The 21,300-nt window shown below is 66.0% G+C and carries 37 protein-coding genes; 21 read left to right on the top strand and 16 right to left on the bottom strand.

What is annotated here, in order from left to right:
* Position 1: 1 nt before the first annotated feature.
* Positions 2-280 (bottom strand): hypothetical protein, encoded by a 279-nt coding sequence (locus XAN126_RS0110860; RefSeq protein ID WP_024278623.1) that lies wholly within the window; start codon positions 278-280, stop codon positions 2-4.
* Between the two features lie 82 nt (positions 281-362).
* Complete coding sequence (locus XAN126_RS0110855) at positions 363-689, bottom strand: hypothetical protein (RefSeq protein WP_024278622.1); 327 nt, start codon at positions 687-689, stop codon at positions 363-365.
* Positions 690-748: 59 nt separating this feature from the next.
* Here XAN126_RS0110855 and XAN126_RS0110850 point away from each other — a divergent pair, with 59 nt between their 5' ends.
* On the top strand, positions 749-973 hold the full coding sequence (locus tag XAN126_RS0110850; RefSeq protein ID WP_024278621.1) for a hypothetical protein: 225 nt from the start codon (positions 749-751) through the stop codon (positions 971-973).
* 452 nt (positions 974-1,425) lie between these two features.
* Here XAN126_RS0110850 and XAN126_RS0110845 read toward each other — a convergent pair whose 3' ends face one another.
* A complete protein-coding gene (locus XAN126_RS0110845; protein ID WP_024278620.1) occupies positions 1,426-2,193 on the bottom strand; it encodes a hypothetical protein in 768 nt (255 codons plus the stop codon).
* Complete coding sequence (locus tag XAN126_RS0110840; RefSeq protein WP_155982282.1) at positions 2,190-3,542, bottom strand: DnaB-like helicase C-terminal domain-containing protein; 1,353 nt, start codon at positions 3,540-3,542, stop codon at positions 2,190-2,192. Before XAN126_RS0110840 ends, XAN126_RS0110845 begins: the two co-directional genes overlap by 4 nt.
* A 134-nt stretch (positions 3,543-3,676) precedes the next feature.
* Here XAN126_RS0110840 and XAN126_RS28285 point away from each other — a divergent pair, with 134 nt between their 5' ends.
* Positions 3,677-4,192 (top strand): hypothetical protein, encoded by a 516-nt coding sequence (locus XAN126_RS28285; protein ID WP_155982281.1) that lies wholly within the window; start codon positions 3,677-3,679, stop codon positions 4,190-4,192.
* 5 nt (positions 4,193-4,197) lie between these two features.
* Here the strand turns inward: XAN126_RS28285 and XAN126_RS27110 are convergent, their stop codons facing one another.
* Genes XAN126_RS27110 through XAN126_RS26235 form a run of 9 tightly spaced genes read right to left on the bottom strand, consistent with a single transcriptional unit; the run spans position 4,198 to position 8,783 of the window.
* A complete protein-coding gene (locus XAN126_RS27110) occupies positions 4,198-5,292 on the bottom strand; it encodes a toprim domain-containing protein (RefSeq protein ID WP_024278618.1) in 1,095 nt (364 codons plus the stop codon).
* Complete coding sequence (locus XAN126_RS0110830; protein ID WP_024278617.1) at positions 5,289-5,642, bottom strand: helix-turn-helix domain-containing protein; 354 nt, start codon at positions 5,640-5,642, stop codon at positions 5,289-5,291. The genes XAN126_RS27110 and XAN126_RS0110830 overlap by 4 nt, the downstream gene beginning before the upstream one ends.
* Before the next feature lie 7 nt (positions 5,643-5,649).
* Positions 5,650-6,273, bottom strand: a complete 624-nt coding sequence (locus XAN126_RS0110825) for a hypothetical protein (RefSeq protein WP_024278616.1) — start codon at positions 6,271-6,273, stop codon at positions 5,650-5,652.
* Between the two features lies 1 nt (position 6,274).
* Positions 6,275-6,901 (bottom strand): hypothetical protein, encoded by a 627-nt coding sequence (locus XAN126_RS26240; protein ID WP_024278615.1) that lies wholly within the window; start codon positions 6,899-6,901, stop codon positions 6,275-6,277.
* 9 nt (positions 6,902-6,910) lie between these two features.
* The gene (locus XAN126_RS0110815; RefSeq protein WP_024278614.1) at positions 6,911-7,477 is read right to left on the bottom strand and encodes an MT-A70 family methyltransferase; all 567 of its coding nucleotides are present in this window, start codon (positions 7,475-7,477) and stop codon (positions 6,911-6,913) included.
* Positions 7,474-7,677: a hypothetical protein gene (locus XAN126_RS0110810; protein ID WP_024278613.1), complete on the bottom strand. Its 204-nt coding sequence runs from the start codon at positions 7,675-7,677 to the stop codon at positions 7,474-7,476. The genes XAN126_RS0110815 and XAN126_RS0110810 overlap by 4 nt, the downstream gene beginning before the upstream one ends.
* The gene (locus XAN126_RS27105) at positions 7,674-8,225 is read right to left on the bottom strand and encodes a GcrA family cell cycle regulator (protein WP_024278612.1); all 552 of its coding nucleotides are present in this window, start codon (positions 8,223-8,225) and stop codon (positions 7,674-7,676) included. The genes XAN126_RS0110810 and XAN126_RS27105 overlap by 4 nt, the downstream gene beginning before the upstream one ends.
* Positions 8,206-8,397 (bottom strand): hypothetical protein, encoded by a 192-nt coding sequence (locus tag XAN126_RS0110800; RefSeq protein ID WP_024278611.1) that lies wholly within the window; start codon positions 8,395-8,397, stop codon positions 8,206-8,208. The genes XAN126_RS27105 and XAN126_RS0110800 overlap by 20 nt, the downstream gene beginning before the upstream one ends.
* Complete coding sequence (locus tag XAN126_RS26235) at positions 8,397-8,783, bottom strand: hypothetical protein (RefSeq protein ID WP_155982280.1); 387 nt, start codon at positions 8,781-8,783, stop codon at positions 8,397-8,399. The genes XAN126_RS0110800 and XAN126_RS26235 overlap by 1 nt, the downstream gene beginning before the upstream one ends.
* A 144-nt stretch (positions 8,784-8,927) precedes the next feature.
* On the opposite strand from XAN126_RS26235, the gene XAN126_RS0110790 reads away from it, so the two are divergent.
* Entirely contained in the window at positions 8,928-9,224 is a 297-nt protein-coding gene (locus tag XAN126_RS0110790; RefSeq protein ID WP_024278609.1) for a hypothetical protein, read from the top strand.
* 7 nt (positions 9,225-9,231) lie between these two features.
* Here the strand turns inward: XAN126_RS0110790 and XAN126_RS0110785 are convergent, their stop codons facing one another.
* Both XAN126_RS0110785 and XAN126_RS28705 read right to left on the bottom strand, forming a co-directional pair.
* The gene (locus tag XAN126_RS0110785) at positions 9,232-9,603 is read right to left on the bottom strand and encodes a hypothetical protein (protein WP_024278608.1); all 372 of its coding nucleotides are present in this window, start codon (positions 9,601-9,603) and stop codon (positions 9,232-9,234) included.
* On the bottom strand, positions 9,603-9,848 hold the full coding sequence (locus XAN126_RS28705) for a hypothetical protein (RefSeq protein ID WP_024278607.1): 246 nt from the start codon (positions 9,846-9,848) through the stop codon (positions 9,603-9,605). The genes XAN126_RS0110785 and XAN126_RS28705 overlap by 1 nt, the downstream gene beginning before the upstream one ends.
* A gap of 83 nt (positions 9,849-9,931) precedes the next feature.
* On the opposite strand from XAN126_RS28705, the gene XAN126_RS27100 reads away from it, so the two are divergent.
* The 18 genes from XAN126_RS27100 to XAN126_RS28275 all read left to right on the top strand — a co-directional run bounded on the left by XAN126_RS27100 (position 9,932) and on the right by XAN126_RS28275 (position 20,540).
* Positions 9,932-10,708, top strand: coding sequence for a S24 family peptidase (locus XAN126_RS27100; RefSeq protein ID WP_024278606.1), 777 nt, complete (start codon positions 9,932-9,934; stop codon positions 10,706-10,708).
* 3 nt (positions 10,709-10,711) lie between these two features.
* On the top strand, positions 10,712-11,941 hold the full coding sequence (locus XAN126_RS27725) for a serine protease (protein ID WP_081762600.1): 1,230 nt from the start codon (positions 10,712-10,714) through the stop codon (positions 11,939-11,941).
* Between the two features lie 23 nt (positions 11,942-11,964).
* A complete protein-coding gene (locus XAN126_RS0110765; protein WP_024278604.1) occupies positions 11,965-12,405 on the top strand; it encodes a hypothetical protein in 441 nt (146 codons plus the stop codon).
* Positions 12,372-12,848, top strand: a complete 477-nt coding sequence (locus XAN126_RS0110760) for a hypothetical protein (protein ID WP_155982278.1) — start codon at positions 12,372-12,374, stop codon at positions 12,846-12,848. Before XAN126_RS0110765 ends, XAN126_RS0110760 begins: the two co-directional genes overlap by 34 nt.
* Positions 12,849-12,908: 60 nt before the next feature.
* A complete protein-coding gene (locus XAN126_RS0110755) occupies positions 12,909-13,097 on the top strand; it encodes a hypothetical protein (protein ID WP_024278602.1) in 189 nt (62 codons plus the stop codon).
* A 671-nt stretch (positions 13,098-13,768) separates the two neighbouring features.
* Positions 13,769-14,008: a hypothetical protein gene (locus tag XAN126_RS0110750; protein WP_024278601.1), complete on the top strand. Its 240-nt coding sequence runs from the start codon at positions 13,769-13,771 to the stop codon at positions 14,006-14,008.
* Positions 14,009-14,018: 10 nt separating this feature from the next.
* A complete protein-coding gene (locus XAN126_RS0110745) occupies positions 14,019-14,330 on the top strand; it encodes a hypothetical protein (RefSeq protein WP_024278600.1) in 312 nt (103 codons plus the stop codon).
* A 2-nt stretch (positions 14,331-14,332) separates the two neighbouring features.
* Positions 14,333-14,584, top strand: a complete 252-nt coding sequence (locus XAN126_RS0110740; RefSeq protein ID WP_029877026.1) for a hypothetical protein — start codon at positions 14,333-14,335, stop codon at positions 14,582-14,584.
* Positions 14,585-14,756: 172 nt separating this feature from the next.
* Positions 14,757-15,176: a hypothetical protein gene (locus XAN126_RS0110730; protein WP_024278598.1), complete on the top strand. Its 420-nt coding sequence runs from the start codon at positions 14,757-14,759 to the stop codon at positions 15,174-15,176.
* Positions 15,177-15,188: 12 nt separating this feature from the next.
* Positions 15,189-16,283 (top strand): hypothetical protein, encoded by a 1,095-nt coding sequence (locus XAN126_RS0110725; protein WP_051460579.1) that lies wholly within the window; start codon positions 15,189-15,191, stop codon positions 16,281-16,283.
* Positions 16,284-16,291: 8 nt separating this feature from the next.
* Positions 16,292-16,495, top strand: a complete 204-nt coding sequence (locus XAN126_RS0110720) for a hypothetical protein (RefSeq protein ID WP_024278596.1) — start codon at positions 16,292-16,294, stop codon at positions 16,493-16,495.
* A gap of 1 nt (position 16,496) precedes the next feature.
* Positions 16,497-17,423, top strand: coding sequence for a PD-(D/E)XK nuclease-like domain-containing protein (locus XAN126_RS0110715; protein WP_024278595.1), 927 nt, complete (start codon positions 16,497-16,499; stop codon positions 17,421-17,423).
* Positions 17,420-18,598, top strand: coding sequence for a recombinase RecT (locus tag XAN126_RS27095; protein ID WP_024278594.1), 1,179 nt, complete (start codon positions 17,420-17,422; stop codon positions 18,596-18,598). The genes XAN126_RS0110715 and XAN126_RS27095 overlap by 4 nt, the downstream gene beginning before the upstream one ends.
* Positions 18,595-19,194 (top strand): hypothetical protein, encoded by a 600-nt coding sequence (locus XAN126_RS0110705; RefSeq protein ID WP_024278593.1) that lies wholly within the window; start codon positions 18,595-18,597, stop codon positions 19,192-19,194. Before XAN126_RS27095 ends, XAN126_RS0110705 begins: the two co-directional genes overlap by 4 nt.
* Entirely contained in the window at positions 19,191-19,610 is a 420-nt protein-coding gene (locus XAN126_RS0110700; protein ID WP_197024023.1) for a DUF968 domain-containing protein, read from the top strand. Before XAN126_RS0110705 ends, XAN126_RS0110700 begins: the two co-directional genes overlap by 4 nt.
* Positions 19,607-20,188, top strand: a complete 582-nt coding sequence (locus XAN126_RS0110695; RefSeq protein WP_024278591.1) for a J domain-containing protein — start codon at positions 19,607-19,609, stop codon at positions 20,186-20,188. Before XAN126_RS0110700 ends, XAN126_RS0110695 begins: the two co-directional genes overlap by 4 nt.
* On the top strand, positions 20,185-20,394 hold the full coding sequence (locus XAN126_RS0110690) for a hypothetical protein (RefSeq protein ID WP_024278590.1): 210 nt from the start codon (positions 20,185-20,187) through the stop codon (positions 20,392-20,394). Before XAN126_RS0110695 ends, XAN126_RS0110690 begins: the two co-directional genes overlap by 4 nt.
* Positions 20,394-20,540, top strand: coding sequence for a hypothetical protein (locus XAN126_RS28275; protein WP_155982277.1), 147 nt, complete (start codon positions 20,394-20,396; stop codon positions 20,538-20,540). Before XAN126_RS0110690 ends, XAN126_RS28275 begins: the two co-directional genes overlap by 1 nt.
* Positions 20,541-20,575: 35 nt before the next feature.
* Here XAN126_RS28275 and XAN126_RS26225 read toward each other — a convergent pair whose 3' ends face one another.
* Positions 20,576-20,887 carry a hypothetical protein gene (locus XAN126_RS26225; RefSeq protein WP_024278589.1) on the bottom strand — a complete coding sequence of 104 codons (312 nt, stop codon included), beginning with the start codon at positions 20,885-20,887 and terminating at the stop codon, positions 20,576-20,578.
* Between the last annotated feature and the right edge of the window lie 413 nt (positions 20,888-21,300).

Genomic DNA, 21,300 nt, shown 5'->3' with positions numbered 1-21,300 from the left:
GTCAGGCCGCCGCGATGGTGGCGCCGGTGTCCACCCGCTTCCAGTTCGCCCCGTCCGAGTAGGCGACGATGGGAGAGCCGGCGGCGCCGTCGCTGACGTAGATCAGGGAGGCCGCGAAGCTGGCGGCCGCCGGCGCCGTGGCGACGGTGAAGGTGGGCAAGGCCACCGGATCGGTGCCGGCGAGCGGCTGGACGGCACCATCGAGCACCACCCGCGTGGGGTTGGAGCGGGTGATGCCGAACTTGCGCCCGTGCTGGGAGAGATAATCGTCGTAGGCCATTTGACCCTCGCTTGGTGCTGGTTGCTGTGGGCACAAAAAAGCCCGCACAAGGCGGGCGGGAACGCGTTGGATGCTCGGAAGCTCAGGTCTTCTCAGGCCTCAGCATGTGCAGGATGCGCCGGGCGAGGTCGTTGCGGCTCATGTCCGCCACCTCGATGGGGCCGCCCTCGCGGCCGGTGTGCTGGATCGCCTGGAGCCGGGGATGGATGTAGGGCGCGGCCATCTGCGCGAACTTCGCGGCTTCGGCCATTTCATTCCGCTCTGCCGCCTCCCGCATGGCCAGCAGCATGACCTCGATGGGCGTGATGCCCTCTGCGACCGCGCGCTGCGCGACTTCCCGCCGGCGCTTGGTTTTGCAGCCTTTCGGCCGACCCGCACCGGGGCGCTTACCTCCGCGGGGAGCAGCCATTTGATTATTTGAAATCCGTTTGATTTCTTCGCGTAGCTCACGCCGTGCTGGAGGGAACCGTGACCATCGCGCAAATCGCTTCTGGCCTATGCTCCGTTACCGCCGCAGTTTGCGGCCTGCTTGGCGCGTTTTGGCACATCCCCGACGTTCCGACGAAGATGTTCATGGGGGTGGGCAATGCCGGTGTGCCGGCCGTCATCAAAGCGATCAGGATGCAGTCGCGCTTTGCCGCGCTAGCTGCGCTCTTCGCGGGAGCTGGAGCGATCATCTCCCTCGTGTTCTGAGGAGCCCCGCCGCCGCGAAAGAGGGAGCAAACTCGGCGGCGGGGCTATGCGTCTGGTCCGTCCCGGAGGTCGACGCAAGAGCGATTCGTGGTCGATAAAGAGAACGAATCACGAACCGAGTCCTCAGTCAATTATTTGCGGGCGGGCAGCTCCACCACTTTGCCTTAGCAGCATCGAAGTCCCATATGAGGCAAGCCCCAGGCACAACCGAGAGGCTCGTGATTCCCCCATGGCAAAAAAACGAGTTCCTGCAAACCCGAAGAAGAGTTTCACCGATGGCTTTCTTGATGGCTTTCACACAATTTCTCCGGGAATAAATCCTGGCATCCCTTCACACGCAATTCCGGCTGGTAAGACGGAATACCAGCACGGCTACGATGAAGGCGTTGCCGAAGCGACGGAACGGAAGAGGGAAGAAGCTCCGAAAAATAGTCCGGCGAAGTAATCTGGCGTCAATTCAACTGGCGTTCCATTTCCGAGATCACAGCCGAGCAGGCTTCGAGGAGCGCATCCCGGTGGCGCACACCAGGGCTGTAGAAGGCCGCCACGCGGTTGAGTATGCGCTTGATCTCGGCGGAGACGATGACGTGCTGGGGAGCACCTCTCCGGTGGGCTTCCGCCGTCCCGACGCCGTAGACCACCATCGCCACCAGGACCGTCCAGTCACGGGACCCGAGCTGCTCCTCAAGGTTTCGGAGCCGGTCCTGGGCCTGCACGCGATGCAGGTGCTCGAAGACGGGTTTACCCGCAACGACCGGCTCGAAGCCGCGGCAGCGCATAGACCGAAGGGCCATCTCCCAATCGCGCGAGAAGTCCTCCACTGCTCGGCGCTGCTGCTCCTCTAGGCCGGAGCGCAAAGGCATACCGCGCACTTCAACCTTCCGCAGGATGCCGTCACCATCCACCACCATCTCCTGCTTCGGTGCGGCCTTCGCCCGGGCCTTCCGCTCCACCTTGCTCGGCTTGGCCGTCTTGGTGTGTCCCGTGAGGTTGAGGGGGTCGCCGGCCTTCCGCTTGGCGGTCTCGGCGCCCTCCACTTTGGCGCGCTGGGCGACGAAGGCCCGCGCCCACTCGGTATCCCGGCCAGCGTCCCAGTCCTGGGCGCCGTACATCATGGCGCGCGCGTGCTCCCGCTCCCGGTCATGGGCGAGCGAGCGTTCATAGCCCTTGCGGGCGCGGGCGAGGCGGGCGGCAGCAATGAGCTTCTCTGCGCGGGTCATGTCAGCTCCTCGAAGCGGGTGAGCTTGCCGATCCATTTCAGCGTTCGCTCCTCAAACGGCTTGCGGCGTCTGTGCTTGAGCGAGATCACCTGGGCCTTGCCGGCGCAGAGGGCGAGCTGGGTCTCCCAGTTGCCGTGCTTCTCGGCGCCAGCGTCCTTGTGCGGGCGGTTCTGGCGCAGCCAGCTCTCCTTGCGCCAGACGGCGAGCACGATGTCTCCGTCCCGCTCGATGGAAGGGGCGTCGGCATCGTTGATCTGCGGCGTGGGATCGTCCCGCCGCTGGGCGCCTCGGGTGCGCTGGGCGAGCACCAGGACGGGCACCATGAGATCCTTCGCCAGGACCTTCAGGTCGCCGGTGATCTCCGCCAGGCGCTCGAAGCGGTCCTTGTGCCGGCCCTCCGACTTGATCTTGTCGAGCTGGTCAATAATGAGCATGCCAAGCCCGCGGGTCCGCCTGAGGGCGATGCAGTGGGCCCGGATCTGGCGGATGGTCATGCGGGAATCGTCCAGCACCATCATGTCCGGGCCGGCGAGCCACTGCTGCGCCTGGAGCATGGCGTCGCGCTGGGCGAAATCGAACGCCCCCTCCTGAATATCGCCCACCGTGATACCGGACGCGGCGGCAAGCTCCCGGGCGGCCACCTGCTCCGCGGTCATCTCCATCTGGCAGAGGAGGACCGGGCGGGACATGGCGACGTGCATCCCCACCTGCATGGCGAGAGCCGACTTGCCGTCGCCCTGCGAGCCCACGAGGAAGATCAGGTCGCCGGCGAGCAGGCGGCCTACGATTTCGTCCAGGCTCGGAATGCCCGTGCCGAAGCCGGGCATCACGTCGCGCTCGTTGGCCATGCGGGAGGCGCCGGCGACGCTCTGGGCGAGGTCGCCGATCCGCTGGGGGCGCTTCGGGCTCGCCACCTGCATCACATCGAGGATGGCCGCGCTCGCCTCGGACGCGAGGTCCATCGCCCCCTTCTCGCCGGCCTTCACCCCCTTGAGCACGCTCTCGGCGAGGTGGATGAGCTGCCGGCGCGCCGCCGCCTCGGCGATGTCGGGCACGAAGTCTTCGACCGAGCCCACGTCCTCCGCGTCCTTCAGGAGCACCGCGAGGTAGCTCATCATGGACCGGCCCTCCTCGTCCTCCGCAGGCAGGCGGGAGGCGACGAGAGACAGGGACAGCCGGCCCTCGGTGCAGATGTCCCGGATCACGGAGAACACCTGCTGGTGCAGAGGGTGGAAGAACTGGTCGGCGCGCAGCCGATCCGCGACGCCCCAGAAGGCCGTGTCGCTCTTGAGGCAGGCGCCCAGGACCGCGCGTTCGGCTGCGAGGTTGTGTGGAAGCTCACGTTTCACGCCGCTGTCCACTCGCCATGGCCACTGATTGACGGTTCTGGGCTGCCATTTTCTGGGACATTTCCCCAGGCTCGCGGCGCAACGCTGCAACCGCCCTCGACAATCGCTACGGCCCGCGTAGGATAATATTTGCTATGGATTATTCCACCTTGAAAGACTTCGCCGGGCCGGCAGCAACCGTTATCGGCGCAGCAATCGCTGCGCTCGCCGCACTTCTTGCTTGGCGAATGGCGCTTAAGCAGCTCAATGTAACCGCGCTTCCCCACCTTATTAAGGAACGAGATCACATACGGGCAAGAATACCAGCAGACGACAGAGCGCTTACGCTCGCGGGAATGACACACGGGCTGCTGCAGGACTTTGAAAGCCCAGGAGACATTCCAGCGGAAATTGCAAAGCGTTTCAAAGTGGAGCCTGGAGCCCCGCTCATCGAACGCATCATCGAACAGGTGGTCCCAGACTGCGATGGAGAAGTGTGTAAAAAGCTGATCAACTGCATGTATGATCTCACATATAGAATAGTCGAGACCGACCCAGAGGCTGCCATGGAGGAATTTTTCCAGTTTATGAGAAAAAGAAATATTGAAGATCAACGCCTCCTCACTGAAATTGAGAAGCGAATTGACACAATAATTCGAGGTGACATCTAAGCTTTTCACATCACCCCCCGCACCGCGTTCCACACGTCCAGGAAGTCGCTATTGAACGGCGGCGTGTTGATCACCGTCGGGATCCCCGCCGGCGCGAGCCGGTCCCGTAGCTTCCACGCCGCGGCGATGCCGGGCGCCGCGCCGATGGAGCCATCATCCAGCCGGCGCGGAAGGTCGCCATCGGGATAGAGCCGCAGGCGCTGCACCTCGATCGGCGGCTCGAACGTCATCATCCCGGAGGTGGAGAGCATCGCCCACACGGGGTGCCGGTAGCCTTCCAGGCTCCAGGCGGCCAGGGCGGTTTCCAGCCCCTCCCCGCCCCCGATCATCTCGGCGAGCCCGCCGATGCGCACCGCGCCGCCCCGCGCCGGGCCGAAGCCCACCTTCGGATTCTCGACGGGCGCCTTCCCTGCGGTCTCAGGGTTGAGGAAGATGCGCCACACCGCGATGGTGTCGCCCGCCATGTCCTGCACCCGGGCCACGAGACACGGGAACACGCGACCGTCCCGGACCTTACGCCCGTCCTGCCACTGCGCCTCGAGCTCGTACTGGAGCCCGGCATGGAAGCCGAGCACGTCCGGCCAGCCCACTGGCGGCGTGGGGATGCCGCGGCCGTGCAGGTAGCGCTCCGCCAGCGTGCCGGCGATGGGCACGCACTGGGTCCACATCTCGCCGGCGGTGTCGGCGCGGCGGGCGCGGCGCTGCTCTTCCTTGCGAACCGCCTCCGCCCGGCGCTCCTCGCTCTGCTGGCGAGCACGGGCCACCGCCTCGTGGTTCACCTGCCCCCGGATGCCGAGGAAAGCGCGCGCCTCCTCGAAGGCGCGGCGGAAGTCCTCCCGGCCGGGCTCGCCGACGGTCCCGTTCATTAGGTAGGCGAGCAGCTTGATCGGCCCGCCGCCGATCTGCTGGGAGAAGCGGTAGAACTGCCCCCGGTGCTGGCCCTGGAGGTTCACCTGGAAGCTGCCCAGGTTCTTCGGCCCCTTCGAGGTCAGGTAGGCCTTGCCGCGGTGCTCGACCCAGCCGGGCGCATAGGTGTCGAGCACCTGCTCGATGCGCTTCGTCAGCTCGCCGGCGATGTGGTCGGAGTCGTCTTCCCTCATGACAACGCCCTCACCTTTGCCTTGTCCTCGTTGGTCAGGAACCAGCCCTGTCCCCACTGCGTCTGGATCGTGATGCCGAACCGGCCGAGCTTCTTCCGAAGCTTCACGATGAAAATCGCGATGATCTGGTCATCCGGCGGATCGCCCGCCTCAAGGCTGTACAGCGCCGTCATCAGGTCGCTCCGGCTGGAAAGCGGTCGCGCAAGCAGCACAGCTAGAATTTCGCCCTCTCGTTTGGTCAGCTTCAGGGATCGGGGCAGCACAGGCCGCAGCAGGATGCCTTCCAGCTCCTCGACCCTCAGCCGGAGGAGATCGTTCTCCTCCCGCAGCCGCTCCAGCTCTGTGGCCATGGCCCGATCATTCAGCCGCCGCGAAGAGCCCGTGCTTCATCGGCTCCACGATGCCACGCAGGTGCCAAACGACACCCACCGCGTCGGCGGCATCGGCGTTCTTCACCGCCACCCCGATCCGGCCGCACTGGGCCTTCGCCTGGGCCTTGAGCCACGCGGAGCCGTCCGTGGTGCCCTTCGGCGCCTTGGAGAAGCCGAGGAAGCTCTTGCGCCAGGCGTCCTGCGAGAAGACGTGCACGGGGATGTTGAGGCGGGCGCACAGCTCGCACGCCTCTGCCACGAAGCTGTAGATGCGGAAGATGGTGGCCATGGTGGTGCCGCCCTTCTCCTCGTAGCGGATCGCGGTGCCGGCCCACTCGGTGTTCCGATCCACGATGGGCTTGCGATAGGTGACGTTCGGGGGGAGCGGTTTCTCGATCCCCACCGCCTCAATGGCCTCGGCAACCAGCAGCGGCCGCAGCCAGTCCCGGAACTCGCGCGCCAGCCGGCCCTCATAGGCGAAGTCCACCTCTCCGGGGCCGAGGCCGAACGGCCGCTTCTCCCTCGGGCGAAAGCTCAGGGCGCGGACCTCCTCTCCGAGGATGAGACCCACGCCGGTGTTGGTCGCGATATCAAGGCCGGCGATGCGCATGTCAGACGCTCCCGGCGACTTCAGCGCCCTCCAGGGCGTCGTCGAACGGATCGGCGTCGTCCGGCGCCGTCTTCGGGCTCAGCGGCTTGAGGCTGTCCTGCAGCAGGGAGCGGTTCACCTCTTGCCCAGCGTCGTAGCCCTCCAGCCACTTGCGGAACTGAGAGGTCGCGGCGTCATAGGGCGCCCGGCGCTCCTTGCCGGCCATGCCGGCGCGCTTCCCCTCGCCGAAGGCGCGGTCATCGCCCGGCGTGCGGTCCGCGCCGAAAAGCTCGCCCTGGGTCCCCACATCGAGCCCCAGCCAGCGGGCGACACGGATCTGGCGTTCAACCCGCGCCTTGAAGCGGGCCTCGCCCTCCTCCGTCTCCAGCTCGATGGCGTCCTTGATGGAATCCACCGCGCCGTCGCCCAGCTCGGATTTCGCGAGCTTGCAGGCGTTCCTGAGGTCCGCGTCGGCCTTCTTCTTCAGCGCGAGGAAGTGCTCGTATTTCTTCTTGTGCTGCTCGAAGAGCGCCTGCTGCTGCTCGTCCGTGAGCTGGTTGTGGTTCGCAGGCGCCGGCGGCGACGCATTGGTGTTCGCAGGAATGACCTTCGGCTTGTTCCTCGATCCCTTGGGGCGACCTCGTGCCATGGTGTGCTCCTATGCGGCGGTGTTGAACTTCCCGGCTTCCCGCCCCCAGGCGTCCCAGCCTTCCCGCACTTCTCTCGAAAACAGGTCCGCGCGCCGGACAGCGGCGGGCGCGAGCGCCTCGGCGGCGGCATAGGCCGCGTCCGGCTTGCGTGAGTGCTCGCGGACCGGCGCCTCGATCACCGAGCGCACCGATCGCGAGGTGGCCGGCTTACCTATGGTCCCGATCAGGAAGGGCTCGCCGGCGCTGCGCAGCACGTAGCCTGTCCCGAAGGCGAGCTTTCCGGTGGCGGTGCGCTTCACCCAGTGGCCGGCGGTCTTGAAGGTGAAGCCCAGCGCCGCCATGACCTCGAAGGCCTGCGGCAGCATGGGATTGGTTGCCCACATCCACAGGAGGCAGTCGGGCGCGGCGAGCGCGGCAACCGGCAGGGCCTTCATGTCGGCTAGAGACATGCAGTCGTAATGGGCGACAGGGTTCTTCACCTCGCCCTTCGCCGACCAATTGGCGAAGCGCCAAGGGAAATCGACCATGATGAGCCCGTAGGACAGAGGCCGCAGGTCGCCGAAGGGCCAGCTCATGCCACCGCCCTCCCCGGCTGGGCTGCCAACCACTCCAGGCGGCGGGCCATCGAGTTGAACCGCGCGATGCGCCGCTCGATGCGCTCGCGCTTCTCGGCGTCGAAGACATCGGCGCGCAGCAACTCGGATTGCGCCTCATGCGCCGCGCGCCGGAAATCCTCCGGGGTGGCGAGGCCGGGCTCGCGGTCGAACCGGCTCATGCTGCCGCCTTCACGCGCTGCGGCGGCTTCCGCCCCACGCGCATCCGCTCCATGCCCTCGGGCGTGAACACGCGCTCGCAGCAGGCCGAGCACCACGAAGTGCCGAACGCCTTCTCCTGCCCACAGAAGCGATAGGGTTGCTCGGCGACGATGCGCCGGCAGTGCCAGTGCTCCAGATCAACCAGGGCGACGCCACCGGCCGGCGACAGGGGGCGCGGCGCCGGCGCGGAAACAACCTCGGGCTCCGGCTCGGCCGGCGGCGGCTTCCTCGGCGGACTGGCTTCCTTCGGCGCGCGCTTCCGAGGGGCCTCCTTCGCCGCCTTCGGCTCCTTCACCTTGCGCTCGGGGACCGGCGCAACAGGCTTCGGCTCTGGCGCCGGAACGCGATCCCGCACGAAGCCCAGGCGGTGCACGATCCCGAGGACCGCGCTGCGCGACCGGTTGAAGCCGGCATCGCCCAGGGTGTTCGCAATGTGCGCGCCCGAGTGGCCCTCCGCCCACATGCGGCGGATCACCTCCAGCTCGCCGTCAGTCCAGCGGGTTTGCACCAGCGTTCTCCCTCTTCTCGGCGGCCTCCAGGAGCATCGCCTTCAGCTTTTCGACGTCCGGCTTCAGGAAGAGCGCTTCCTTCGGCTTCAGGGACCTGTGTCGGCCGATGCACTCACGCAGGAGAACATCGACCGCGGCGGCGTAGCGGCGTAGCTCGGCGGCGGTCAGCATCAGCGCCCGCCGATCAGCGGTCCCGAAGGCCGCCCCAGAAAGCGATCCACCAAGCCGCCCGGTCCGACTGCCGCAGCGCTCGGTCTCGCAGCTTCTCCCGCGCGCCGATCGGCAAGAGCCGCCTCAAGAGCAGCCACGCGCGCAAGAACCTGGGCGAGTAGCTCGTCAGTGTCGGCACGCAGGGCCTCCTCTTGCTCTTGCTTCGACCGGACGGTCTCGATTTCGTGGGGGTCGATACGGCGGGCCTTGCCGTACCAAAGGTCGAACACCCGCCAGTAGGCGAAGCCGGTGCGACGCGCGGCGCGGGAAATGCGCTCCTTCACGCTGCCGCCCGGCCCAGCGACGGCGCGAAGGCCGTCCTGCATTTCCTCGGCGAGGGCACTCATGCGCTGCTCCCAAGACTTTTGGGACATCTCCCAATTTCTCCGTGCTTGGATGGGCCAAGCTGGGGAGATCGACGGGTGGGGTTCATCGCGGCACGATCGAGGGCTGGCAGGCGCGAGTCGTGACCGCACAGGACGGAGAACGGGATGACGAAGCAGGAGATGGAGGCGCGGCTGCTCGTGTTGGAGCGGCTCGCCCTCACCCTGTCCGCAGCCCTGGTGGAAGCTGAGATGCTTCCAGCCAAGGACATCGGACAGGCCCTGGAGATGACGAAGCGGGACGGCGATAACGACGCCATCCGCTTCGCCCTCTGGCTGCAGGACAACAGGTTCGCGAAACTCCTTGGGGAAGCGCCGAAGGGGCCGCGTTCGATGGCCGATATCGCCGGAGATCTCGAATTCGAGGAGAAGGAGCGACTGCGGATCTTCCGTCCGGTGCGATGATGCATGGTCAGCGCTCCGCCCAGAAAATCCGGTTCCGCTCGAACCCGCAGATGCCCTCGATAGCGAAAGCTTCAGCCCGGCTCGGACGCCGATGGACCGGTGTTGCGTTCCGATAGACGCGGAGTGCCTGGGCCAAGTGGACCCGGAATTCGGTGGCCCAAACCGCCCACCGGGGATCGCAGGGTGGAATCCCGCCGATCAGAAACCGGCTGCGCTGATACCAGAGCAACGAAGCGCCGGGGTTCGTGCGTGTGAAATGCCGGCGCGCGCAGAAGTGCAGGTCGTCGCGCCAACGTAGGGTGCCGGAGCTCGGCGTGTGGCGCTGAACCGGCCGCGCCGCCAGTGCGCTGGCGAAGATCACATTGAGATCGACGCGCATCACGCCACCTCGGAGGTGGGAGCGGGCGTCCGGGTGACGCGATTGTCGGTGTAGAGCGCGGCAAGGCGCTCATAGGTGATATCGGCGATATCGCGCGCTGCCGCCCCGTCGATCAGCCGTTGCCAATACTGAGGCGGGATCTGCCCGCGACGCTTCATCGCCTTCGCGGTGCCGTAGGACGTGCCCGCATCATCCGAGAATGCACGGAGGCTGGGCCATAGATCGAAGATGCGGGCATGACTCATACCCTATTGGGTACGATAAACACCCACCCAACGTCAAGCGGCAGGCATTACTCGTACCCACATTCACGGGTACGAATTGCACCATGGACAAGCATGGCGAGAAACTGGCGCGGGCCTCCCGCCTAAAACAGGCACGCGAGAAGGCTGGCATCAGCAGCCCGCGCGCGGCGGCGCGCGAATTCGGCTGGAACGAAGAAACCTACAAGGCTCATGAGACGGGCCGGAACGGCTTCGACAACGATGCAGGCCGCGCCTACGCGGCTGCCTTCGACGTCAGCTTCGCTTGGCTAATGACCGGAGAGACGAGCCACATCGAGAGTGACGATGTGGCCAACGGCCAATACAAAATTGAGGCTGACTTCCCCCCAGACCCGGACCAGGCGAAGGCAGCGCGCAAGAAGGCGCGACGTCAGCTGGAGCCAGGCGAACTGGTCGAAGTGGACGTCATCGGCGGCCTCGGCCCCGGCGGATTCGCACCAGAGATCGTCATCGACGGCCAGGTGGTCGATAATATGCGGGCCACATGGCGCGTCCCCCAGGACTTTCTCCACAGCGAGCTGCGCGCCCGCGAGATTGATGTGGAGATTTTCCCCGTTGAGGGCGATTCCATGATCCCTACCCTCACTGCCGGCGACCGGGTGCTGGTGAACCGCCGACAGAACATGCTGTCACAGGACGGCCTCTATGCCATCAGCGGCCCCACCGGCATCCAGGTGAAGCGGCTGCAATATGTCCAGGGCACGAAGGACCCCGTTAAAGTGATGGTCATTTCGGACAACGCATTGCACCGCAGCCCCGAGCTTTCGCTGGATGAAATCCATATTATCGGGCGAGTGATCTGCCGAATATCGAGGCTTTAAGCGATGCATCTTGTTGGGGGGCAAAAGCTTGCGGTGAATTTGACCGCTGTTCTTGGCGCGATCCTCATCGCAATCTTCCAAGCCAAGGCCGAAGTAATCGACCTTTCATCAAATGGATTGTGGAAAATATCAGCGGCTTTTGACGACAAAGCGGGCCGCTTCAGTCATTGCAATGCCGACCTCACCGCCCCCAACGGCGCGACAGTCCTTTTTCAAGTTGATAGAAATTATAATTTTATCATTAAATTAATAGACAGCTCACTACGCCTCCACCCAGGAAAACAATCTCGCGTATTTATCCATGTTGATAGAAGTTATGAGTATGAATACAATGGTTTCAATAAATCTAGCTCTGTTATTGTAACCGAGGAAATAGATAACGCATCTCTTATAAAGCTAATTGCAGATGGACTTAATCTCCACTTCGAAATAGACGGCAGAACAATATCATTTCCTCTGATTGGTTCCGCTGCAGCCCTTACTTCTCTGGGCGGATGTGTAAAGTATGCTCCAGACACGATAGCCCGAACGGCTAGCGCCCCGCAGACATTGCCAGCCACACCTCCGGGAGCGCAAACTCAGCCTGCCCCCTCTCCGAACGCAGCACGCAAACGAAGCGCATTCGGAACGGGCTTTTTCGTTAGGTCGGAGGGGACCGGCGTTACGAATGCCCACGTCGTCGAAGGATGCGCAACAGCTTCAATTGAGGGTTATGGCCGCGCCCGCATCACCGCACGGGACAAAACCAACGACCTCGCTCTGGTCCAGCTCGCTGAGCCCAAGAAGACGGAGGCCGTGCAGTTCGCGCGACGCTCGCTCAAGCTGGGCGAGTTCGTCTATGCCCTCGGCTTCCCCCTGCCCGGCATCATCGACAACGGCCTGAACTTCACCGGCGGCCAGGTGTCCTCCCTCTCCGGCCTAGGCGGCGACACGCGGCACTTCCAGCTTTCAGCACCCATCCAGCCGGGCAACTCCGGCGGGCCAGTGGTGAACACGTCCGGCCAGTTGGTCGGCGTGACCCGCGCCCGCCTAGACGACGTGGCAACCCTGGAGGCGAGCGGCTCCCTGCCCCAGAACGTGAACTACGCGATCCGCTCGGACATTGCGGCCAGTTTCCTGCGAGCGAACGGCATCGATCCGAGCGAAAGCGAGTCCGCCGCGAAGCTGGAGCCGACGGACATCGCCACTGCTGGCCGGGGATACACGTTCCAAATTCGATGCTCCGTGGAGTGAGCGATGGGTGAGGATGACACCCCGTGAGCTTTAGCCTTAGCGACCAACCGGCGACTCCCGAGGCGTGGATACGACTGGCCAAGAGGGAAATCGAAGCCGCACAGATCCTTGCCGGGCACAAGGCGCAAGCCATGCAGGCATGGAACCACGCCGGCTTCGCCATGGAATGCGCCGTCAAGGCAAAGATCATGGCCCACGAGAGGCTCAATACTTGGCCGTCAAGGGACGCGCGGCCCGAACTCTATGTCCACGATATGCGAGCGCTGATCAGCCTGGCAGCCATTCCCCTGGACGCGCAGAGCCCGCTCGCGCCGGCACTTCACCTGGCGTTGTCTTGGAACCGGCTCCAGAGCTATAATCCTGGTCGGATGCCCAGGAGACAGGCAAGGCAGTTGATCGACGCGGCGGTAGGCGCAAATGGATTGGTGACATGGATCGCTCAGCAATTACAGATCACTATCTGACCGCCGGGAGCGAGTATCTGGAGGCATTGCGCCGCCTGGAGCTCGACCCCGAGGGACTGATGTGGGCTGTTGACACTGTGTCGGGCCAGAAGGTGCTGCTGCTCATTACAAGCCTATTTGACATCGCCGGGCCCCTGAAGCTTTCAGAATTGCTGTTTCGCGCCTACAACGCCTCGGCCACGCCCAAGGACATATCTCCATTTATCGTGGAGATGCACAGTCCCCAGCAGGATTTTGTTGATTCCTTTTACTCTATTTACACCATAAGAATAGAAGAGAGCGGCACCGGGAAGATGATAGAACTCGGGCCAATGCACCTTGGTCCTTATACTATTTTCCGGGATTGGGTATACCAATTCCGCGCGCCGAGCGTAGCCAAGCCATCTCTGGATCATCGATTCAGGCGCTTCGAGCGCAAGGTGCAGGCGCTCAAAGCCGCATGACCTGCCTCTCGGCCTCGCCTCCCCTTGCCGCCAACAGGCGGTGGGGGCACATTTGACGGCATGGAAGCACGCGTTGCCAAGCTGGAGGCATCGTCAGATCATCTGGTCCGCAGCGTTGACGGGCTTCGGATCGATGTGCGTGAAGCGAAGTGTGGCGCCGAAAGGGATTTCCGCATCCTCTTCGGTGCCATCGTCGCCGTTGCCTTGGGCCTCGCCTACATGATGGCGAAGGGCTTTCACTGGATCTGAACGCAAACTTTGCTTTTGCAACGAGCGATAGATCGCGCTCGTTTGCCCGCCCGCGCATCTCTCACCTTAGGTGCCTGTGAACATTATAAAAATTGGATTCTGAGAGATATATTTTATCTATAATCCCGATTTTATTTCTATCCCGCAGATTTCAACCTCCCAGCCATACCACCCCGAAAGAACATGCAGCGTCTCCCGGCGCGTGCACGGCGCTGCGGCCTTCCGCCGGCGGACCATCGGGGGCCGGCCGGTCGTCGCACGAACCAGGTTCCGCTGCATGCTGGCCGAGGGGAGGCTTTGGACACCCCCACGTCTCGCATGCGAGCTGCGGCCCTATCGGGCGCTTCGCCGCAGCCTGCCGCCGTATTCGTCCGCAGCACCCTGCGTCGGGGTCCGCCGCTTTGGTTCGGCGTGGACTGTGACCCGCTCCCTCTTTCACCCGGCGCCTCGGTAATCCGCCAGACGATTCCCCGCCTACTCAGCCGGGACCCTTCTCAGGGAATCGTTGCCGCTGCACGCTTTAGCCAGCTCCACCGGAGTGTGGAATGCGGCGGCCGCGAGCGACCATAGCAAGGACTGGGTACGATTTCTAGCGATTGGGTACGAAACATACTTGACTGCAATGGGTACGACTGATACCCATTCTCCCCATCGAAAGGGGAGCGGACACCATGTTCATCATCGACTTCCAGGGGCGGGAGAACCTGATCGCCCAAGAGATTCCCTCCGCCGTCGGGATGCGCGGATTGGCCGTCCAGGGCCTCGGTGAGTTCGATTTCGACGCGACGCGCTTCGCAATGCTGCAGCGCTTCGGCCACATCCGCCCCGCCTCCGCCCTGCCGGTCCGCCGCCGCAAGGTCTCCGGCTTCTCCGCCCTCCGCGTCGGCGCTGTCGCCGGCCGCGAGTTCTGAGGAGGTGGGAATGGCCCTTCTCCGCTACAGCGCAGACGACCGCGAGGCTTTCGCCGACCCCCATGGGCGGACGCGCGTCCGGGAGCAGATCGAGCACCTCCAGGCCGTCCTCGACCGGATGAATGAGCTGATGGATCGCGCCATCTCGGACGGTCAGCGGCTCATCTGGGATGCCCACTATGCCGGCGCCGACTTCGGGGGCAACGGCCCGGGACAGGACCTCAGAGCCTTCCGAGAGTCCGTCGAAGCGGCCTTCGAGGATGCACTCGGAACGGTGCGGGCGAGCATCCGCGACCGCCGCGACGAGCTGGAGGCGCAGTGACCATGCGCCTCTCCCTCCCCTTCCTGCGCCGTCGCAGGTCCAAGACAAGCGCAGCCATCGTGGCCGCGCCTGAGCCGCCGCGCCTCCCCCCATGCCCTGATCTGGGCGCGGCGGCTCCAACCCTTTCCCCCTTCGCCGAAGCCGTGCTGGCCGGCGCGGTCATCGCCACCCAGGCGGTGGCGGCGGGGCTCACCCTCTCCCTGATGCCCGGCCAGTTCTTCGTCGCGGCCGCCTCCGCCTGGAGCGCCCGATGATCGCGGTCCTCGCCACCTGCGCTGTCGTGCTCGCGCTCGCCGTCGCGTTCGGCGTGCTGCTGGCGGACGCGTCGATGTGGATCAGGGGCCGGCGCCGGAACCGGCTTTGACCAATCTGCGCCCGGCGCTGTGCCGGTCGCACAACGGCCCGCGGGCCACCATGGAGTGAAAGATGGGACTTGCTGAAGCACTCGTTGCCGTGCTCGCCGAAGGCGGTACCCGGCCGTTCCGACTAACCTTGCCGGAAGAACAGGCGGCGACCCTGAAGGATGTCGCGCAGCGCTACGCCGCCGGTTGCCCGTTCAAGCCGGGCGACCTCGTGACGCCCCGCGCGCAGCACAACATCAAGGGCGCCGGCCTGCCGCAGGTCGTCCTCGAGGTCATCGACGATCCCTTGGACGCTCCGGTCGCCGGATCCACGAAGCCGTCCGATTACGGCAACCCGAGCTTCGGCGCCCGGCTCGACCTCCGCACGGCAGGCATCGCGGAAGACGGCACGGTGTGCGCCTGGTGGGGCGAGAGCTGGCAGTTCGAGCCCTATGTAGCCCCGGAACAGCCCCCCGCTGCGGCTCCCGAGCCCGCGGCCGCCTGAGGCCATCGCCCGATGAGCCGCCGGCCGCTGCCCCCGACCTTCAAAACCATCGGCGACGCCGCGGCCGGCGTCATCGCCAACATCAAGAAGGCCCCTCCCATGGACGTCGAACTGATCAGGATCGAGCAGCAGAACGCGCTCGCCGTCTTCACCACCCCAAACGCGCTCGATCCCTACCTCAACATGGTGCGCAAGGAGATCGACGCCTTCGAGCCGGACATCTCCACCGCCAAGGGCCGGGCCGACGTCAAGTCCTTCGCCTTCAAGATCACCAAGGTGAAGACCTATCTGGACGGCACCGGCAAGGCGCTGAACGACGCCCAGAAGGAGATCCCGAAGAAGATCGACGCGGCCCGCAAGCACGCCCGGGACACGCTCGACGCCTGGGCCGAGGAGGTGCGCAAGCCCCTCACCGACTGGGAAGAGACGGAGGAGCAGCGCGTCGCCGCGCACAAGGCCGCCATCGCCCGGATCGAGCAGCTCGGAGCCAAGAGCCAGCTGCAGATTCCCGCGGCCGAGATGCGCGCCGCCCTGGACGAGCTGAACTCCATCGTGATCGGCCCGGACTGCGAGGAATACGAGGCCGCCTATGGCCGGGCCAAGGAGATCGCCGTCTTCCAGCTCGATGCCGGCATCGAGGCGCGCGAGCGCTATGAGGCCGAGCAGGCCGAGCTCGCGGAGCTGCGCCGCCAGATGGAAGAGCGGCAGAGGAGAGACCGCGAGGAGCGGATCGCCCGCGAGGCGGCGGAGAAGGCCAAGCGCGACGCCGAGGAGAAGGCCGCCGCCGACGCCCGGCGCGCCGAGGAGGCCGCCCGGCGGGAGCGGGAAGCGGCCGAGGCGCGCGAGCAGGAGCTGAAGCGCCAGGCCGAGGCGGCAGAGCAGCGGGCCCGTGAGACCGAGGCGCGCGTGAAGCGCGAGGCGGAGCAGGCCAAGGCCGCGGAGGCTGCTGCAGCGGCTAGGCGAGAGGCGAACAAGCGGCACCGGGAGAAGGTCCACCGCGACGCGGCGCGCGCCATCGAGGGCGTCGGCATTCCCTCTGAGCTGGCTGCGCGCGTGGTGGACCTCATTGCGACGGGGCAAGTCCCGCACGTCGCGATCACCTACTGAGGCGCGCCATGGCCGGGACCTCGCACCTCCTCGAGCTCAACGTGGACCTCATGGCGCGCACCGACCGCGCCGTCCAGGTCCGCGACCACAACACCGGGAAGACCGTGTGGCTCCCGCTGTCCCAGATCGAACTCACCCGCGCCGACGAAGGCGAAGAGGGCTGGGTGCTCGATATCCCCGAATGGCTTGCGATCGAGAAGGAGCTGGTGTGACATGACGGCCGCTTTCCCCCTCCTCCACCTTCTTCCGTCCGAGCGCGTTAAGGAGCCGGGCGTCTATGCCCTCGACATCGAGCGCTACCACGGCGACTGCACCCAGGGCCCGGGCGTGTCCTCTTCTGGGTTGCGCACCATCGAGCTGCGCAGCCCCGCCCACTACTGGGCGACCAGCTATCTGAACCCGCAGAAGATCGAGCAGGAGCAATCCGACGCGCTCGACTTCGGGCAGGCGGCGCACACCCTGCTGCTGGGCGAGGCCGGCTTCCGCCAGCGCTTCGTGGTGCGGCCGGACGAGTACCCGGACTATCGCACCAAGGCTGCGCGGGAATGGCGCGACTTCCAGCGGGAGGCTGGGAGAACGGTTCTGACGCCCGATCAGGTTCAGCATATCAAGGGGATCGCCGCCTCGCTGGCGCGCCACCCGCTGGTGCGCCAGGGCCTCCTTCAGGGCGAAGTCGAACGCTCCATCATCTACCGCGACCCCGTCACCGGCATCTGGTTGAAGATCCGGCCCGACGTGCTGCCGGTGAGCGACGGGGTGGTGGTGGACCTCAAGACGGCCGCCGACGCCGCGCCGCGCGCCATGGAACGCGCGATTCTGGATCGCGGCTATGACATGGCCGGCGCGCTCACCGGCATGGGGCTCAAGGCCGTCTGCAACATCGACATGACCGCCTTCGTCTTGGTGTGCGTCGAGAAGGTGCCGCCCTATGCCGTGAGCATCGTGGAGGTGGATGCGAGCTGGATCGGCTATGCCCGCCGCCGGGTGCGACGCGCCATCGAAACCTTCGCGCGCTGCATCGAAAGCGGCGAGTGGCCGGCCTTCGAGGGCGAGGCCAAGCTCTTCATTCCCGAGTGGCTGCGCAAGCGCCTCGACGCCGAGACCGATGTGGGCCTCCTCCCTCAGGAGGACGCGGCGTGAACCAGGTCGCCACCATCGGGCCCTTCGACGCCTTCAAGGCGCAGGTGCTGCCGCCGGAGCGGGCGGGCGGGCTGTTCGCATCCCTGCCCGCCCACGTGAAGCCCGAGCGCTTCGAGCGCAACCTGTCCATTGCACTCCGCCAGCACCCGAACCTCCTAAAATGCGATCCAGAGGCGGTGTTCAACGAAGTGTCGAAGGCGGCGGCGCTGGGCCTGCTGCTGGATCCCCAGCTCGGCGAGGCCTACCTCATCACCGGCTGGAACAGCCAAGAGCGCCGCCTCGCGCCGCAGCTGCGCGTGGGCTACCGCGGCCTCATCAAGCTCGGCCGCCAGTCCGGCGAGATTGCTGCTTCCTATGCCCACGAGGTCTGCGAGCGCGACGAGTTCGAGTGCGTGCTGGGCGACAACAAGCGCCTGCACCACAAGCCGAACCTCGCGCAGGACCGTGGCGAAGCCTACGCCTACTACGCCGTGGTGAAGCTCACGAGCGGCGAGATGGACTTCGAGGTGATGTCGCTGCGCGATGTCCACCGCATCCGCGACCGATCCGATGGATGGAAGGCCTTTCAGGAAAAGAAGATCAAGTCCACACCGTGGGCCACCGACGAAGGCGAGATGGCGAAGAAGACCGTCATCCGCCGGCTCATGAAGCGGATGCCCGCCTCCCCCGAGCTCGCCGACGCGCTGCGCATCGAGGACGAGGCCGACTATCGCGACATCCGCGACGTGACGCCGGAGTACCCGACGCTCGCCTCCCGGCTGAAGGCCAGCACGCCGAAGCCCGGCTTCTCCCTCGATCATGTCGAACGCGAGACCGCCGCCGAGCCGCCGCATGAAGAACAGGGGGGTGTCGAGCAGGTGCTCGACACCCCCACCGAGACCTCGCCCGTGTCGCCGGGCGAGCAGGAGGACAGGCCGGGCCTATCCGCCCCCCAGCCCCAACCCGGCCTGTCCTCCGATTCCTTCCACGCCTATTCGCAGGCGCTCGCCCGCGCAACGAACGAGAAGTCCCTCGCCTCCTACGACACGGCGGCGAGCAAGAAGCTCCCGTCAGTCCCCACGCGCGAGGACATCGAGATCCTCCAGGAAATCTACGGGCTCCATGAGCGGCGCACCCGCGGCGAGCTGTCGGCCGAGGACGTGACCCACCAGGTCAGGGAGATCGCAGGAGCATGAGCGCGCTGCTGTTCGTGGACGCGGAAACGTCCGACCTACTGAAACGGGATCGCCCTCTCGACGATCCATCCCAGCCCTGGGCGGTAAGCATCGCCGCCCAGCTCGTGATCGACGGTGCCGACTCCGACCACTTCCAGGTCCACGTGAAGGCGGAGGGACGGCAGGTGCGCGCCGGCGCCGAGGCGGTGCACGGCATCTCCACCCGGTCCGCGGCGAAGCGCGGCGTCTCGGAGGTGGTCGCGCTCGGAATGCTCTGTGGCTTCGCGGCCCAGGCCGAGATGGTGGTGGGCCACGGCATCGACTTTGACCGGCAGGTGATCGAGGGGTGCCTCCTCCGGCGCGGGAAGGAAACGCGCCTCTGGACGCGGCCGGGGCTGGAATTCGTGGACACCATGAAGGCGGCCACGCCCTTCTGCCGGATCAAGGCCGACCGGGAAGATGGCTCCTTCAAATGGCCGAGCCTCGATGAAGCCTACTCCATCCTGCTGGGGGAGGCGCCGCGCGCCGGCGAGCATGGAGCGTGGGACGATCTCCAGCGCTGCCGGCGCCTCCACGCATGGCTCGCCGACCGTGGCGCGTTCGAGGTGGCAGCATGAGCCGCCCCATGCGCATCGTGCGCCCGGCCACCGCCTTCGCCGTCGCGCCGCCGAAGGGCAAGCGCCGGCCCCGCCGGCTGCACCAGCAGCACCTCAAGTTCATCCGCTCCCTGCCCTGCTGCGTCTGCGGCTCCCGGAAGCAGGTGGAGGCGGCGCACGTCCGCATGGCGTCCGCGATCCATGGGAAGCGCGAGACAGGCGGCGCCGAGCGGCCGAGCGACGAATGGACCGTGCCCCTCTGCCGGCGTCACCACCAGGACGATCCGCAGGCGCAGCACCGGATTGGCGAAGAGGCCTTCTGGGAGCTGCACGGAATCGACCCCTTCCTGCTGGCGCTCGCCCTGTGGTGCGCCACCGGGGATGAGGACCGGGCCGAGGCGGTCATCGCCGAGACCAGGGCGAGGGCAGCGCGATGACCGCGGCGTATCCCCTCTCCTGGCCCGAAGGCTTCCCGCGCGCGAGAACTCGGGAGAAGGGCCAGTTCCGCACCACTCTCGCGGGCGCGCTGGAGAACGTGCGCAGCTCCCTCATGGCCTTCGGACGCGACAGCGGGAGCCCGGTGGCGGGAATCGTCCTGTCCTCCAACGTGTCGCTCGGCGAAAGCCGGCCGGCGGACCCAGGCGTCGCCGTGTGGTTCACTTGGGACAGCGAGCAGCGCTGCATCCCTGTGGACCGCTACGACACGCCGGCCGCGAACCTGCAGGCGATCCACCATGTGCTGGAGGCGCGGCGTACCGAGCTGCGCCACGGGACGCTCTCGCTGGTGCGGGCGACCTTCAAGGGGTTCATTCCCGCACTGCCGGCACCGGGCCGTCGACCGTGGCGGGAGGTGCTCGGCTTCAACGTGGGCGGCGAGCCGATCACCGCCGAGATGATCGAGACGGCCTATCGCGGCCTCGCGAAGGAGCGCCACCCCGACCACGGGGGATCGGACGACGCCATGGCCGAGCTCACCGCTGCCCGAGCGGCCGCCCTCAAGGAGATTTCGCGATGAGCTGGGCCCGGGCCGAGGCTATGATGAACCACGACGTGGGATCGACGATGAAGCCTCCTTCCGATTACGAACGGGCCCGGGACGCGCTGATCGTCGCGGTGCTGATCGTCGTCGGCGTCTTCCTCGTCTTCATCATCCTGCTGTCTCAGACGCGCGGGGCTCCTGCACGGTCCATGCTCCCCGCCGTCGAGGAGACCAGGAGCTGATGGCGCGCCGCAGGCAAGTGCTGCTGCCCCCGCTATCCCCAGCTCGGCCGCCCCATCCGGACGTGATCGCGCTCGCCGAGGCCATTGCCCGGATGATGGCCCAGCGGGATCATGAGCGGGAAAATGGCGCGGGGAACGAAAAGTGAACCAGCAGCGACGCGCGGGCGTCTATGCCCGCTTCTCATCCGACAAGCAGGACGGGCGCTCCATCGAAGACCAGGCCGCCCTGTGCGCAGCCTATGCCGAGCGGCAGGGCTGGACCGTGGCCGAGGTCTATTCGGACTTCGCGGTGTCCGGCGCCAGCGTCCACGGCCGGTTCGCCTTTGAGCGGCTGGTGCAGGATGCGCGGCGGGGAGCCTTCGACGTCATCCTCACCGAGGACCTTGATCGCCTTTCCCGCAATCAGGCGGACATCGCCGCCCTCTACGAGCGCATGACCTTTGCCGGCGTGGAGATCTGGACCGTCGCCGACGGCCGGGTGTCGGAGATGCACGTGGGGCTCAAGGGCACCATGTCGGCCCTCTTCCTGCGGAACCTTGCCTTAAAGACCCACCGCGGGCTCCAGGGGCGGATCCGCGAAGGCAAGAGCGCCGGCGGCCTCTGCTTCGGCTATAGGGTGGCTGGAACGGGCCTGCGCGAAATCCACGAGGGCGAAGCCGAGGTGGTCCGCCGCATCTTCACCGAGTTCGCCGACGGCAGTTCACCGCGCGAAATCGTTGCCCGCCTCAATGCGGAGGGCGTGACCGGGCCACGAGGCGGGCAGTGGAATGCCTCCACCATCAACGGCTCCCGGGAGCGCGCGAACGGCATCATCCGCAACGAGCTCTACGCCGGCCGGCTGGTCTGGAATCGCCAGCGCTTCGTGAAGGATCCGGACACCGGCAAGCGGGTGTCGCGCCCGAACGC

Source organism: Xanthobacter sp. 126 (assembly GCF_000526175.1).
GTDB lineage: Bacteria > Pseudomonadota > Alphaproteobacteria > Rhizobiales > Xanthobacteraceae > Xanthobacter > Xanthobacter aminoxidans.
This window is presented reverse-complemented; position numbering and strand designations above follow the sequence as displayed.

What these genes read in the sequence shown, in the direction of transcription:
- XAN126_RS0110860 (WP_024278623.1), bottom strand. Translation starts at nt 280, where the DNA reads ATGGCCTACGACGATTATCTCTCCCAGCACGGGCGCAAGTTCGGCATC.
- XAN126_RS0110855 (WP_024278622.1), bottom strand. Translation starts at nt 689, where the DNA reads ATGGCTGCTCCCCGCGGAGGTAAGCGCCCCGGTGCGGGTCGGCCGAAA.
- XAN126_RS0110845 (WP_024278620.1), bottom strand. Translation starts at nt 2,193, where the DNA reads ATGACCCGCGCAGAGAAGCTCATTGCTGCCGCCCGCCTCGCCCGCGCC.
- XAN126_RS28285 (WP_155982281.1), top strand. Translation starts at nt 3,677, where the DNA reads ATGGATTATTCCACCTTGAAAGACTTCGCCGGGCCGGCAGCAACCGTT.
- XAN126_RS27110 (WP_024278618.1), bottom strand. Translation starts at nt 5,292, where the DNA reads ATGAGGGAAGACGACTCCGACCACATCGCCGGCGAGCTGACGAAGCGC.
- XAN126_RS0110830 (WP_024278617.1), bottom strand. Translation starts at nt 5,642, where the DNA reads ATGGCCACAGAGCTGGAGCGGCTGCGGGAGGAGAACGATCTCCTCCGG.
- XAN126_RS0110825 (WP_024278616.1), bottom strand. Translation starts at nt 6,273, where the DNA reads ATGCGCATCGCCGGCCTTGATATCGCGACCAACACCGGCGTGGGTCTC.
- XAN126_RS26240 (WP_024278615.1), bottom strand. Translation starts at nt 6,901, where the DNA reads ATGGCACGAGGTCGCCCCAAGGGATCGAGGAACAAGCCGAAGGTCATT.
- XAN126_RS0110815 (WP_024278614.1), bottom strand. Translation starts at nt 7,477, where the DNA reads ATGAGCTGGCCCTTCGGCGACCTGCGGCCTCTGTCCTACGGGCTCATC.
- XAN126_RS0110810 (WP_024278613.1), bottom strand. Translation starts at nt 7,677, where the DNA reads ATGAGCCGGTTCGACCGCGAGCCCGGCCTCGCCACCCCGGAGGATTTC.
- XAN126_RS0110800 (WP_024278611.1), bottom strand. Translation starts at nt 8,397, where the DNA reads ATGCTGACCGCCGCCGAGCTACGCCGCTACGCCGCCGCGGTCGATGTT.
- XAN126_RS26235 (WP_155982280.1), bottom strand. Translation starts at nt 8,783, where the DNA reads ATGAGTGCCCTCGCCGAGGAAATGCAGGACGGCCTTCGCGCCGTCGCT.
- XAN126_RS0110790 (WP_024278609.1), top strand. Translation starts at nt 8,928, where the DNA reads ATGACGAAGCAGGAGATGGAGGCGCGGCTGCTCGTGTTGGAGCGGCTC.
- XAN126_RS0110785 (WP_024278608.1), bottom strand. Translation starts at nt 9,603, where the DNA reads ATGCGCGTCGATCTCAATGTGATCTTCGCCAGCGCACTGGCGGCGCGG.
- XAN126_RS28705 (WP_024278607.1), bottom strand. Translation starts at nt 9,848, where the DNA reads ATGAGTCATGCCCGCATCTTCGATCTATGGCCCAGCCTCCGTGCATTC.
- XAN126_RS27100 (WP_024278606.1), top strand. Translation starts at nt 9,932, where the DNA reads ATGGACAAGCATGGCGAGAAACTGGCGCGGGCCTCCCGCCTAAAACAG.
- XAN126_RS27725 (WP_081762600.1), top strand. Translation starts at nt 10,712, where the DNA reads ATGCATCTTGTTGGGGGGCAAAAGCTTGCGGTGAATTTGACCGCTGTT.
- XAN126_RS0110760 (WP_155982278.1), top strand. Translation starts at nt 12,372, where the DNA reads ATGGATCGCTCAGCAATTACAGATCACTATCTGACCGCCGGGAGCGAG.
- XAN126_RS0110755 (WP_024278602.1), top strand. Translation starts at nt 12,909, where the DNA reads ATGGAAGCACGCGTTGCCAAGCTGGAGGCATCGTCAGATCATCTGGTC.
- XAN126_RS0110750 (WP_024278601.1), top strand. Translation starts at nt 13,769, where the DNA reads ATGTTCATCATCGACTTCCAGGGGCGGGAGAACCTGATCGCCCAAGAG.
- XAN126_RS0110745 (WP_024278600.1), top strand. Translation starts at nt 14,019, where the DNA reads ATGGCCCTTCTCCGCTACAGCGCAGACGACCGCGAGGCTTTCGCCGAC.
- XAN126_RS0110740 (WP_029877026.1), top strand. Translation starts at nt 14,333, where the DNA reads ATGCGCCTCTCCCTCCCCTTCCTGCGCCGTCGCAGGTCCAAGACAAGC.
- XAN126_RS0110730 (WP_024278598.1), top strand. Translation starts at nt 14,757, where the DNA reads ATGGGACTTGCTGAAGCACTCGTTGCCGTGCTCGCCGAAGGCGGTACC.
- XAN126_RS0110725 (WP_051460579.1), top strand. Translation starts at nt 15,189, where the DNA reads ATGAGCCGCCGGCCGCTGCCCCCGACCTTCAAAACCATCGGCGACGCC.
- XAN126_RS0110720 (WP_024278596.1), top strand. Translation starts at nt 16,292, where the DNA reads ATGGCCGGGACCTCGCACCTCCTCGAGCTCAACGTGGACCTCATGGCG.
- XAN126_RS0110715 (WP_024278595.1), top strand. Translation starts at nt 16,497, where the DNA reads ATGACGGCCGCTTTCCCCCTCCTCCACCTTCTTCCGTCCGAGCGCGTT.
- XAN126_RS0110705 (WP_024278593.1), top strand. Translation starts at nt 18,595, where the DNA reads ATGAGCGCGCTGCTGTTCGTGGACGCGGAAACGTCCGACCTACTGAAA.
- XAN126_RS0110700 (WP_197024023.1), top strand. Translation starts at nt 19,191, where the DNA reads ATGAGCCGCCCCATGCGCATCGTGCGCCCGGCCACCGCCTTCGCCGTC.
- XAN126_RS0110695 (WP_024278591.1), top strand. Translation starts at nt 19,607, where the DNA reads ATGACCGCGGCGTATCCCCTCTCCTGGCCCGAAGGCTTCCCGCGCGCG.
- XAN126_RS0110690 (WP_024278590.1), top strand. Translation starts at nt 20,185, where the DNA reads ATGAGCTGGGCCCGGGCCGAGGCTATGATGAACCACGACGTGGGATCG.
- XAN126_RS28275 (WP_155982277.1), top strand. Translation starts at nt 20,394, where the DNA reads ATGGCGCGCCGCAGGCAAGTGCTGCTGCCCCCGCTATCCCCAGCTCGG.